At 46.9% G+C, this 13,132-nt stretch carries 8 protein-coding genes; 3 read left to right on the forward strand and 5 right to left on the reverse strand.

From position 1 onward, the window contains the following. Window positions 1–158: 158 nt before the first annotated feature. On the reverse strand, window positions 159–1,937 hold the full coding sequence (locus tag MAQ5080_RS12965) for a Na/Pi cotransporter family protein (protein WP_067210864.1): 1,779 nt from the start codon (window positions 1,935–1,937) through the stop codon (window positions 159–161). A gap of 358 nt (window positions 1,938–2,295) precedes the next feature. On the opposite strand from MAQ5080_RS12965, the gene MAQ5080_RS12970 reads away from it, so the two are divergent. Then, window positions 2,296–4,269 carry a methyl-accepting chemotaxis protein gene (locus MAQ5080_RS12970; RefSeq protein ID WP_067210866.1) on the forward strand — a complete coding sequence of 658 codons (1,974 nt, stop codon included), beginning with the start codon at window positions 2,296–2,298 and terminating at the stop codon, window positions 4,267–4,269. Window positions 4,270–4,330: 61 nt separating this feature from the next. Here MAQ5080_RS12970 and MAQ5080_RS12975 read toward each other — a convergent pair whose 3' ends face one another. Further along, a complete protein-coding gene (locus tag MAQ5080_RS12975; protein WP_067210869.1) occupies window positions 4,331–4,660 on the reverse strand; it encodes a DUF1840 domain-containing protein in 330 nt (109 codons plus the stop codon). A 127-nt stretch (window positions 4,661–4,787) separates the two neighbouring features. Next, entirely contained in the window at window positions 4,788–6,005 is a 1,218-nt protein-coding gene (locus tag MAQ5080_RS12980) for a BCCT family transporter (protein WP_067210871.1), read from the reverse strand. Window positions 6,006–7,079: 1,074 nt separating this feature from the next. Between MAQ5080_RS12980 and mqo the strand changes: the two genes are divergently transcribed. Continuing rightward, window positions 7,080–8,717 (forward strand): malate dehydrogenase (quinone), encoded by a 1,638-nt coding sequence (gene mqo / locus MAQ5080_RS12985; RefSeq protein ID WP_067210872.1) that lies wholly within the window; start codon window positions 7,080–7,082, stop codon window positions 8,715–8,717. Between the two features lie 89 nt (window positions 8,718–8,806). Here mqo and MAQ5080_RS12990 read toward each other — a convergent pair whose 3' ends face one another. Further along, the gene (locus MAQ5080_RS12990) at window positions 8,807–9,559 is read right to left on the reverse strand and encodes a DUF4013 domain-containing protein (RefSeq protein ID WP_067210874.1); all 753 of its coding nucleotides are present in this window, start codon (window positions 9,557–9,559) and stop codon (window positions 8,807–8,809) included. A 215-nt stretch (window positions 9,560–9,774) separates the two neighbouring features. On the opposite strand from MAQ5080_RS12990, the gene MAQ5080_RS12995 reads away from it, so the two are divergent. Then, window positions 9,775–10,068, forward strand: coding sequence for a hypothetical protein (locus MAQ5080_RS12995; RefSeq protein ID WP_067210876.1), 294 nt, complete (start codon window positions 9,775–9,777; stop codon window positions 10,066–10,068). Between the two features lie 109 nt (window positions 10,069–10,177). Here the strand turns inward: MAQ5080_RS12995 and MAQ5080_RS13000 are convergent, their stop codons facing one another. After that, on the reverse strand, window positions 10,178–12,976 hold the full coding sequence (locus tag MAQ5080_RS13000) for a bifunctional aconitate hydratase 2/2-methylisocitrate dehydratase (protein ID WP_067210879.1): 2,799 nt from the start codon (window positions 12,974–12,976) through the stop codon (window positions 10,178–10,180). Window positions 12,977–13,132: the final 156 nt, after the last annotated feature.

Consider the following 13,132-nt stretch of genomic DNA (forward strand, 5'->3'; position numbering starts at 1 on the left):
TGGAAAACGAGCCGTTATGACTCGTTTCGAGATATCAAAAAATGAATGGCGGGACGGCATCAGGCAGTTGCTCCAACAGCTGGAGAAAAGAGTCTGATCATGAGTAAATTTGTGGGGATACCTCAGGATCTGACCCCTTAGAGTAGACCTCGTCTAAATCACCCCTCTTGCAATTGCATCTTGGCAATACGATTGGTCATCCCGTAAATGTTTTTCAGAATATGACCCCATTCCATTTCGTAGCGGAACACACGCAGGCGGTTAGGCTGGTCATCGGATAAATGCAACGCCTGATGTGCCAACACGGCATCCAACAGTGTATACAGCTCTTGTTTCGCTTCCACCGCCCGTCGCGCCAGGTCTGGGTCATTACGACGAATGCCATTAACACAGTCCAACAATAGGCCATTGACCATATCTTGTATGGTATCCAAGGTTTGGCGCATGGTGGCACTGACGCTGAGCTGGTCATTGAGCGCTTTATTGGATAGGGGCAATAGTCCATTAATGATCAAGTCGGCGATGTTTTCCAAGTGATCGGTCATGCCCACCAAGGTGATTTGTCGTGTACTTTGTTCGGCAGAAAGCGGGCCGCGACGGAGTTTTCCTAAATGGAATAAGATGGCGACGTGCAGTTGATCCACTTCTTCTTCTAGCGCTTCAATCTCTTTGAAGGTGGCCCGTACTTTAGCCAACTGCGCGGGTGTTTTCGCGTCGGGTGCCAAGGGCGGCAGCTGCGATAGCATGCGACAGACACGGCGACCGAGGCGTGCGACTTCTAATTGCGTTTGCTCAAGGGCAATGTCCGGCGTTTCTAGGAAATCGTCATTGATGTACTTGGGGGTGATAGGCGTCACGGCATCTTTGTCGGCCGGCGTCGGCGGGATCAATTTCTGCACGGCCCAGACAAAAGCCCCTGCAAACGGCAGCATAATCAGTGTGTTGATCACATTAAACAGGGTGTTGGCGTTGGCGATTTGACGGGGGATTTCTGCGGCGAGACGCTGAACGCCGTCGAGTTCTGGATACGCGGGGGACATGGCGATACTGCCTTGTCCTAAGTAGCTGATCAGTGGCAACCAAATCACCACCCCGAGCACGTTAAACAAAACGTGCACGGTGGAGGTTTGTAACGCTTCACGACCCTTACCGATAGCGGCCAAAATCGCTGTCACGCAGGTGCCGATATTCGCCCCCATCGACAATGCAATACCGGTTTCCAGCGGAATAAACCCTTGGGCCGCCATCACAATCACAATCCCTGTGGTGGCCGAGGACGATTGCACCAGCGCGGTAAACACCGCGGCAATCAGGATAGCTAGCAACACGTTGTCCATTTGTGCCATCAGATTGATAAAGGGCTCATAGCTGCGCAGTGGCGCCATGGCGTCACTCATCAAGTTCATGCCAAGGAAGATTAAGCCCAGGCCAAAAATCATATTGCCATATTGCTGTACGTTTTCTTTTTTCGAAGCAAAAAACATCATAAAGCCCACTCCGACCATGCCAAGGGCCGCTTTGGTGACTTTAAAAGCGATGATTTGAGCGGTCATCGTGGTACCAATATTGGCTCCCATAATGACGCCAATGGCTTGCGGCAAGGACATTAAACCGGCGGAAATAAAGCCGACCACCAATACCGTGGTGACAGAAGAAGATTGGATCACCGCAGTGAGTCCGGCACCGGTCAGCATACCGCTGAAACGGTTGGTGGTGAGTTTCGCTAACAGGTTTCTGGCTTTGGTGCCGGCCACTCGTTTCAGGGCATCCGACATGGTTTCCATGCCGAACAAAAAGATCGCCAGGCCACCTAATAGGCCAACCGACATCGAAAAGAACGCTATGTCATCGCTGGCATCGGCCGCCAGTAAAGGAAGAGAGAGCAGCAGTAAAGCAGGAAAGATGAGCCAGCGTGGCTGTCGGAGTCCTTGTTGCATGTGAGTGTCCGTTTGTATTTTTATTTAAGGGGGCAGCCCCGCTGTTAGCGTAAGAATAATCACAAAATGGCAGCTTGGGAATAATGTACCTTAAGACAAAAATTTGGCGCTCAGCCATTGGAGTCCAATAAAAGATACCTCCTATCTTGCAAGTGTTGCAGTTTGGCCGCGATACAGGAGAGAAAAATTAACTCAGATCAAATAATGATCAGAAAGCGTCCTTATTGTTTCCGTATTTTGGTGGATTTCATGTAATTCTAGGGAATGGGATGTATGAAGAACTTTCTCAATACTTGTACTTCGCTGTAGAGCCCTACAGACAAGAGCAATGTGACTCTATTAAAAGGACTTTGAGTTCATGAAAATCAAGACAAAACTGATGCTGGCGTTATCTATGGCGACGATTGTGCCAGTGTTAATCGTCTGCATTACGATGTCGCTGTTAAGTACCGAGCAAGCCCGTAGCGATTTTAAGCATAGTAGTAGTCAAACGCTTTCTGCGGTTGAGCACAATTTCGTTGGTTTCGTAGACAGCATTAAAGACACGGTTAAGTATTTAGCTAACCATCAACTGGTTACCTCACCCGAAGCGACATCTTATACGACTTACTATGAGGCAGATGGGAAATCACCTAGAAGCGTGGTCGAGCGTCGTGGTAGTTACGAATATGAAGTATTCAAATTGCTACAAGGGTTGGGAGAGTCGCATGATGATTTTGCCTATGTTTACAGCGCAGATTTAGACGGTGGCTATGTGGAATGGCCTGGAACCTATGCTTACAGCAATTGGGATCCGAAAAGCCGTCCTTGGTATCGCATGGGCATGCAAAATAATGGACAAGTGGCGCTGGGAAGCGCTTATTATTACCAGCCTGATGACGATGTCTATGTGTCGGCCGTCTCGTCTTTTAAACGCGATGGCCAAACCGCAGGGGTGGTAACGGTCGACTTTTCTATTAAGACGCTGATGAGGATGGCATCAGAAACAGTGATTGGTCAGCAAGGCAGCTTGATGGTGGTTGAGGGCTCTGGTGCCATCTTGGTCGATGTGATTAATCCTGAAAATAGCTTTCAGCAGTTGTCCCAGCTATCGGGGGAGGCTTATCAAACCTTGGCCAATACTCAGTCCGGTGTAATCAATGTGGCGTTAAATGGTCAGGACTACCACGCCAATGTGTATACGTCGCAGGACTTAGGTTGGAAGTTTGTTGCACTCGTGCCTGAGACTGAGATTTATGCCAGCGCTAATCGTATAGCACAAACAACAGTGATCATCAGTGCGTTATTGCTCGCCCTGTTCTTATTAGTCAGTTTTTTCCTTGCAAAACGTTTAGTGACACCGATAGAAGCGGTGTCTGCGGTCTCTCAAGATTTGCAGGTAATTGCCAAAGGTGAAGGGGATTTGACGACTAAGATAATGGTGGACAGTAATGATGAAACAGGCCTGCTGTCAAAATGGTTCAATCACTTCTTAGAAAGTATTCGTATATTGATTGGCAATATTAAGCAGTCTGCTGTCACCATCGCTGGGGCAGCCGAGCAAACCTCAGCGAAAGCACAGCGTGTGGCAGAGGCGACCTCGAAGCAGTTAACCTCCATTGAGCAGATTGTGGCTGCTGGACAACAGATGGTGGAGGCGTCTAATGATGCGGCACAAAACTGTGCTGACTCGGCGCAGTTTTCAGAACAGGCGCTAGCGAAAACCCTGCATGGTAAAACCTTGATTAAGCAAAGTTCTGAAGGCGTTAATCGCCTAGGTGAGCGTTTAAGTGATTCGCGGAAGGTCATCATCGAATTGGAAAATGAAACCAGTGATATCAATCAGATATTGTCGACCATTCAAGAAATTGCTGAGCAGACGAATTTATTGGCCTTAAACGCTGCCATTGAAGCGGCACGTGCCGGTGATCAAGGGCGTGGCTTTGCCGTTGTCGCGGATGAAGTCCGTGGTTTAGCCAAACGCACTCAGGAATCAACCGAGCAAATTAATAAGATACTGAGCTTATTATTGCAGCGTACCAAGACAGCAAGTCACACGATGAATGAAAGTTTCACGGAGTCCGAAAAAGCGATTGCCCTGTCAGAGGAGGCTTTGGAGGCGTTTGAAACGGTGGAGACCATGGTTGGTCAAATGAAAGATATGACCTTGAGAACGGCAGCATCGGCCGAGCAGCAACGCACCGCGACAGGGGATATCAACGACAATATTAATCGCATCAGTGAATCAGCCCAGGAGTTGTCACATATCTCCGATGAAGTGGCTGAACTGTGTCATCAAACGGACGATTTGAGTCAGCAAATCTATGGTATGGTCGCGGGTTTTAGAACTTAAAGAAATGGGGGGCAGATGAAGCTTAGGCGCTCTTTTCATCTGTCCCAATTTAGCGAAAGGCTTACTTGCTTTCCCACATAATCCCGCATTCATCACGGGTAGCCGCGTTCAGCATCTCGATCAGTGGTAGGGCGCGCTTAGCTAAGCTGACGACGACCTCTTGTTGTTCCTCATCCTCCTCGTCTTCGTCTTGTTCGAGGTCTGGCTGCTCGATGTCCTCTGGCGTATTAGATAAGCCAGTTTGTAGACGCGCCAGTGCCTGTGGAATGTCTTCTGCTTTGATGGCGCCCGATGAGGATTCTCCGTAGCCCATCATCTTTACCAATTGCAGGCCAACCGAGCCAAACATCATAATGTTGGCGTAAGCGTTACAGCGGAAAGTCATTAACATTGTCGAGCCTCATTGTTAGATCTTTCAAGTTAAAGGGTCAGATCCCTAGCGATAGCGATTTGTGCTTTGACAAATTGTATCAGTGTAGAAGAGATCTGACCCCTAGGCTCTATCAATGAACTCTGATTTAGCCTGTTACATCGACTTGTTTAAACTCGTAGTTTGTTTCCTCACATGGGCCTGTGATGCTGGCTACTTCGGCACGCTTTTTCAGTAGGATGTAGCCACAGCAGCTGAAGTACAGACCGATCACCAGCGCGCCCACCCATTCTATTTTTAGGAAATCCAGTTGGAATAGCAGCGTTAAGCCACACATCACCACTAGGTTACCGGCTAGGTAAGGAACCAAACCAAAGCGTTGTACGGTTAGGTTCAGGTTGTCGGTGTAAAGGCGAATCAAAGAGTCCAACGAGTTCACCACCATCAAGATGCCGACGATGATCATTAAGGCATTGATAAATCCTGCAATCTGTAAACCTTCGACATGGTAGTGGTACAAGATCGTGAACCAGACGCCGATGGCGATCGATGGAAACACCACCATGGCCAGCAGTAGCTGCCAAGTACGAATGCCACTGACGAAACGTGCGGTGAATTGGCCGATCATGATGCTCCAAGAGAACCACCAGAATAAGTAGAACGCATGGTAGTCATTCAGCGGTAGCATGAAGTGGTGCAGGTTGGTGAAGTATTCACCGATAAGCCCGGCATTATTAACGAAGTCGGCTGGGTTGCCATTGTCCGTCATATAAGCACGGAACCACATAATACCGATCAATGCGATAAACAGAATGCTTGAGCCAAGGCTAAGCAGACGCAGTAGTTTCATACTGCTGCTGGAGTAGACCGCCAAGCCGATCGAGGCGAATACGATCAAGTAAAACGCTGGCATCATAGACTCACCATCGCCCATTTGTGGCAGATACCAAGGTAAGTTAATCAGCAGTAGGCAAGCGGTGAAGGCACAGGTGCCGATGATCACGATATTGTTGATCAGTTTGACCAAAGGAATTTCAAAGAATTTAACGCGTGGTTCAATGATGCAGAAGTAGAAGCAGGTGAGGAAGTAGAAGCCCCAGATCAAGAATGCCCAGTAGCCAAACTCGATCGCTAGGGGATTGGCAAAGCTGTACTCGGGGTTCTCGACCAAGTTGGCGTAGCCACTAAACTCCGTCAGTGGGAACATGATCAAGCCCACATCCAACCCAGACGTAAACAGTATCGCGATAAAGGTCAGGGTGCTGACTGGGGTGACTCCGACGCATTTCACATTCCACCACTTGAACAAAATCACCGCGATGGCGATGAAAGAGAAGATCAGGCCGGAGGATAACAGGATATTCATAGTGCTGCCCCCTGCTGAGCGTTTTCAGTGCCTTGCAAATTTCTCTTGTTTTCAGTCAATCGGTTGGCTGGCACACAACTGACAGAGCCCGCATCCACAATCATGTGATCATATTGTCTTGCTCGCATCGAATGTCTCCTGGTCGGTTCGCCGACTTAAAGCGCTGCTTATCTATCCTGCATTTCCGTTTCTCTTATCGCTGTGACAGTGGACTTGTGCACTGGCAGCGTTCGAGGTTCCTTGTACGGCTTTAGGTCTTGTAGTTATAAATTCTTTTTTAATTAAACGTTCAATTAAGAAAAATCCTAAAAGAACTATGGAAACATTTCAATAATATTAAGGATGAGGGATTTCCCAGATCTGGGTAGGAATCGAGCCTGTGGCAGCGCGTTAAGCCGAGTCAATTTCTGAACAAGATGAGCACTGCTGGCTTTCTTCAATAATGAGTAATACAGGCCTATTTTCTAGAAAGTAAGTGATTTTTTATTAATTTTAGCGACACTTTTGCTTGGTTTTGAGTAGTTGCCTGAAGCACAAGGTCACCATGTTCGTGCTTGTGTAGACAATTTAAACAGCAGCATGAGCTTGATCATGGTTTAGTGAAGTTTTTAGTTGGAGTGTCGCTTATGGATAATTTCTGCTCGCAATTTGTAAGCCTTAAGTGTTGCTAGAGTATCGCATTGAGCCAATTTCTCGACGAGTGTCGAGCTTGATTGGCCTGACGGTTGGCAGGCAAGGTTAGGAAAAAGGGGACGCTTTGCATGCACATTTGTACACAAAAAGGCCAAAAATAGCAGTGTTAAGAAAAGGGATCGGGCGCTTAGATGAGAGTCTGCCCATCAAGAAAAATAACTTACATAAGCCACCAAAACGCTCTAAACCTTTCCTATTTACCAAAGATTTTCTGTGACCTAGCGCAATGATAATTTAGCGCTGTTTTAGGGCAAGGGCTACCAAAATGGTGCAAAACCTTTCGCTGTCTTCTGACCTAAGTCCCCATTATTGGTTCGCGTTGGACACCGGCTTCGCGCGCGGCTGCCTCCATGCGAACTCACTATTACAGAGCCAATCCATATGAAAAAAATCAAACTGGTGCTGCTTACCGCCTTGGTAAGTGTTGCTAACGTGCTGACACCAGCACATGCGAAAGATGAACAAGTGGATGTCCTGCTTATTGGCGGCGGCATCATGAGTGCGACCTTAGGCACCTATTTACAAGAGCTAGAGCCAAACTGGAGCATGGCCATGGTGGAACGTCTAGATGGCGTGGCACAAGAAAGCTCGAACGGCTGGAACAACGCAGGTACGGGTCACTCTGCGTTGATGGAGTTGAACTACACGCCAGAAATGCCAGATGGCAGCATCAACGTTGAGAAAGCGATTAAGGTGAACGAGGCGTTCCAAATCAGTCGTCAATTCTGGGCTTACCAAGTGAACAACGACGTGATGCATGACCCTGAGTCTTTCATTCGTACTGTGAACCATATGAGCTTTGTCTGGGGTGACAAGAACGTTAACTTTCTACGTAAGCGTTATGCAGAGCTGCAACAGCACAGCTTGTTCCAAAGCATGGACTACAGTGAAGACCCAGCACAGATCGCTGAATGGGCCCCTTTGCTAATTGAAGGTCGTGACCCGAACCAGCCTGTCGCTGCGACCCACTCTGTGCTGGGAACGGATGTGAACTACGGTGAAATCACGCGTCAGCTAGTAAGCAACCTAACGACGAAAGATAACTTTGATCTGCAGCTAAACAGCGAAGTGCGTGGCCTTAAGCAAAACGCCGATAACAGCTGGACAGTCACTGTTGCTGACTTAGCTAACGGTGAAAAAGAGCGCACGATTGATGCGAAGTTTGTTTTCATCGGTGCTGGTGGCGCTTCATTGCCATTGCTACAAGCATCAGGCATCCCTGAAGGTGAAGCTTATGCAGGTTTCCCTGTGGGCGGTCAGTTCCTAGTGACTGAAAACCCAGAGGTGGTGAAGCAGCACATCAATAAGTCCTACGGTCAAGCGGAAGTGGGGGCGCCACCAATGTCGACGCCGCACTTGGATGCGCGCCGTATCGATGGCAAAGAAGTGCTACTGTTTGGTCCATTTGCTACTTTCTCAACCAAATTCCTGAAAAACGGTTCCCTATGGGATCTGCTGGGGGCGACCACTACGGATAACGTAGTGCCGATGATGAACGTTGGCCTAGATAACTTCAACTTGGTTCAATACCTAATCGAGCAGGTAATGTTAACTGACGAAGATCGCTTTGCTGAGCTACAGAAGTACTACCCAAGCGCGAAGCAAGAAGACTGGAAGTTGATTACTGGTGGCCAACGTGTACAGATCATTAAGAACGATCCTGAAACAGGTGGCCGTCTGCAGTTTGGTACCGAAGTAGTGTCGTCTGCTGACTCAAGCTTAGCGGCACTATTGGGCGCCTCGCCAGGTGCGTCAACGGCTGCGCCAATCATGTTGAACGTTCTGGAAGAAGTGTTTGCTGATAAAGTAGCTGGTGAGTGGAATGCCAAGCTAAAAGAAATCATTCCTTCATACGGTACAAAGCTAAACGGCAACGTCGAAGCGACACACCGTGAGCTAATGTACACCAGTGAATCATTGAAACTGCATCCACCACAAGCGCCGCAAACCGTAGCGCCCGCGGGTGATGAGTCGGTAACCATGCCAGTACGAGAAGACATCGCCAATATCGAGCTGTAATTTACGGTTATTGATCTGATTCTAAAAGCCCCGCTCAGTGAGAACTTAGCGGGGCTTTTTTGTGTTTCAAATTCTAATAATGTTGTCTATCAAGGCTGGCTAGATAATGCTGCTACTTCTGTACTTTCTACTCTATTTTCCTTTTTATTGATCTTGTAGGCCAAATGACCTAATTCATGCGCTGATGAAATATAGTAGAAAACGAAGCTTACAATAGGTACTAAAAGAAGGCCTATTCCTGTAACAGAAAGAACAGAGTCCATTGCAACTACAAGGATTATTAGCATGATCCAAGCAACATAGAACTTAAGAAAATAATGGATATATCTTAAAAAGAACATGAAATTCACTGGTACATTCACTAAAGATTTCCAATCACCAGAGATGACATAGCGGATCATTCCTGATTGAAAAACAGGGGCAGAAATAATCCCCCATACTACATACACGATTATCTTTAGTAATAAGTCTTGTGACTGAGATTGTGCCCATCCCGAAAGCCCATTGGCAAAGAACTCATAGATATCTTGGATTAAGCCTAGGGGACCACTGAGACCTAATAGGGCGCAAATGACACCAGGAATAAACATGTGGGCTATCATCACAGCCCAAAGCAACAAGCCTCTTTGAAACATGGTAACTATATCGAATTCAGGAAGGCTTCTATCGCCCGTGCTGAGTCGTTTAACCATCTCGAAGCGCCATCCTTTTAGAAGGATTACGCTAAGCACTCCAATGATGGGAAGTATTGCTAAAAGAGGTAGGGGCCAAAGCTTTTGGATCCATTGACTGTCCTCGAAAGGATAAGTTAAAGAATCCTTAAAATCCTGAATAAACGACATCTAGCATTCCTTTGTTGAGTTATTTGAATAATCCATTTGAATAAGAGTGTTGATCTAATCAACAACTTAATTTAGCAAAGAAGTGTAAGTAAGAGTTTACATAATGTCGATATATTTATATTAAGTCACAAGGCGTAGGACTATCTGGTAGATATAATTGATTTATGTCAGGTCTATTTTCAGAAAATCTAGGGTAATAAAGGGTGATTTAAATAATGAAGTGGAATTATAAAATAGCTGCAATAACGGTTTACTTTTTCTGTGTTGGCAGTGTGGGCGCGCAAGATATTGATCAGGCAAATCTGTGTGTCACTAAAAGCTGGAAGGCTGCAGACAATAGTACACTGTGTAAGGTCGGTCAAAAAGTGGCATTTTTGCCAAATAGTTTTGGAAATGAGCAATTGCCTGTGATGTTTGCTGCGTTGAATTGTGATCTAAAATATGGCATTGCTCTTACTAATGGTGGAGCAACTTGCATTTTCAAGCCTGTAGAAAAAGTGATTGAATAAGCGCTAATCTAGCCGCGAAGCAGATTGGCCTTTACAAGAATAAAAAAAGCCCTGACTCATTGAGTCAGGGCTTTTTGATTTCGCTTACGCTGTTCTAAGTCGACTTAGATTAGGCTACTGGCGTGATCGCGATGTCGCCGCCTTTAACGCTTAGGTCTTCGCTTGGTGGCGCGAAAGACGTTAGGTTAATGCCTGCAACCGCTTCTTTGTACTCTTCTAGAGAAGGGAAGCGACCAAGAATACAAGATAGAACCACCATAGGTGTTGAACCTAGTAGCGATTCACCTTTCTTCTCAGCTGTGTCTTCTACCACACGGCCTTGGAATAGGCGAGTAGACGTTGCGATGACTGTGTCACCAGGAGCAGCTTTCTCTTGGTTACCCATACATAGGTTACATCCAGGACGCTCTAGGTACATGATGTTTTCGTATTTAGTACGCGCTTCTTCTTTTGGGTTCTCGTCAGAGAATTCGAAGCCAGCGTATTTCTCTAGCAGTTCCCAGTCGCCTTCAGCTTTTAGCTCATCAACGATGTTGTACGTTGGTGGCGCAACAACAAGAGGAGCTTTAAACGTGATTGGGCCTTTCTGCTCTAGGTTACGAAGCATGGCAGCGATGATTTGCATATCACCTTTGTGAACCATACAAGAACCCACGAAGCCTAGGTCTACTTTACGGCCATCGTAGTAAGAAGTCGGACGGATCACGTCGTGCGTGTAGCGCTTAGATACGTCTTCGTTGTTTACGTCTGGGTCAGCAATCATTGGCTCGTCGATGGCGTCTAGGTCTACAACCACTTCAGCGTAGTACTTAGCTGTATCGTCTGGAGCAAGTGCTGGTGCTTCGCCTGACTTGATTTCAGCGATACGCTTGTCAGCAAGATCGATTAGGCCTTGAAGCATGTTGGCTTCGTTGTCCATGCCTTTGTTGATCATGATCTGGATGCGAGACTTAGCAAGCTCTAGAGATTCGATCAAGGTTTCATCAGTTGAGATACAGATAGAAGCTTTCGCTTTCATTTCTGCCGTCCAGTCTGTGAAAGTGAAGGCTTGGTCGGCAAGTAGCGTACCGATTTGTACTTCGATGACACGGCCTTGGAAAACGTTTTCGCCTTGGAACTGCTTCAACATCTGCGCTTGTGTCGCGTGTACGATGTCACGGAAGTCCATGTGCGGCTTCATTTGGCCTTTGAAGGTTACTTTAACAGACTCAGGGATTGGCATTTCTGCTTCACCAGTCGCTAGAGCAACCGCAACCGTACCAGAGTCGGCACCGAACGCTACACCCTTAGACATACGAGTGTGAGAGTCACCACCGATGATGATCGCACGATCGTCCACTGTGATGTCGTTCAATACTTTGTGGATTACGTCAGTCAGTGGCGCATAAACACCTTTAGGGTCACGTGCTGTGATGACACCGAAGTTGTTCATGAAAGACATTAGCTTAGGAATGTTTGACTGAGCTTTTTTGTCCCATACAGACGCTGTGTGACAGCCTGACTGGTAAGCACCGTCCACTGTAGGAGAGATAACAGACGCCGCCATTGACTCAAGCTCTTGGCAAGTCATTGGACCAGTGGTGTCTTGAGAACCTACGATGTTTACTTTAACGCGAACGTCAGAACCTGTGTGAAGAGGTGTCTTAGACTTAACGCCTACCGCATTACGGTTAAAGATTTTCTCTACCGCTGTTAGGCCTTGGCCTTCGTTAGAGATTTCTTTATTTTGTGCGTAAACCTCTGGAGTTTCGATGCCTAGCGTTTCTGCTGCGAAGGTTTGTAGTTTCTTACCGAATGTTACCGCGTAAGAACCACCCGCTTTCATGAATTCCACTTTTTGTGGTGTGAAAGCAGAAGAAACGTCGACTAGCTCTTTGTCACCGTTGTAAAGCTTCTTCGCCTTCGTATCGATAGTTAGAACCGTACCTGTTGCTACAGAGTACGCTTCTTCTAGGATTGGATCGCCGTTTTCGTCACGAACGATTTCACCGTTTGCGTCGGTTTTCTTAACCCAGTTTTTAAGGTCAAGACCGATACCACCGGTTACACCAACCGTTGTTAGGAAGATCGGAGCGATACCGTTAGTACCAGCAACGACAGGACGGTTGTTCACGAATGGAATGTATGGAGACGTTTTTTCACCGGCCCAAAGTGCAACGTTGTTTACACCAGACATACGTGAAGAACCTACACCCATTGTGCCTTTCTCAGCGATTAGCATCACTTTCGCGTTAGGGTGTTTTTTGCCTAGCTCAACGATGTCTTTTTGAGCTTCTGGGCTGATCATGCAAAGGCCGTGTAGTTCACGGTCAGCACGAGAGTGTGACTGGTTACCAGGCGATAGCAAGTCAGTAGAGATATCACCTTCTGCTGCAACGTAAGTTACAACGTCGATCTTCTCTGGAATGTCATCAAGCTTAGTGAAGAACTCAGCTTTGGCGTAGCTTTCTAAAAGTTCTTTAGCAATGGCATTGCCTTCTTTGTACGCTGCAGACAAACGGTCGTAGTCAGCGTCGTATAGGAATACTTGAGATTTAAGTACTTCACCTGCTGCTGCGGCTTGTGCGTGGTCAGACAGTGCAACGTCTAGTAGCGCGGCAACCGATGGGCCACCTTTCATGTGCGAAAGTTGCTCTAGAGCGAACTCTGGAGAAATCTCTGCAACCACTTCGTTGCCAAGCACGATGTCTTTAAGGAAAGCTGATTTTACAACCGCTGCTGGTGTGGTACCTGGCAGAGTGTTGTAGATGAAGAAGTTCAAAGAATCTTCACGGTGTTCATTGGCTGTATCTTTGATTTGCTCAATGATTTCAGACAGTAGTTCTGCACCGTCGATTGGTTTTGGGGCAAGGCCCAAATCCTTTTTACGAACTTCAATTTCTTGTAGGTATTCTGAATAGTAACTCATAGCGCCCCAATTCTCTCTCAAATCCAGTTTTGGTTGATAACAAGATATTAAAAACTGGCCTACAGCTCAACGGAAACCCTTCATAAGCGACTAATATTCGCCATCATCAAAATAAATAAACGCCCTAGGAATGTTCAAATAAGACCATGGGGTTGC

Source organism: Marinomonas aquimarina (assembly GCF_900089755.1).
Lineage (GTDB): Bacteria > Pseudomonadota > Gammaproteobacteria > Pseudomonadales > Marinomonadaceae > Marinomonas > Marinomonas aquimarina.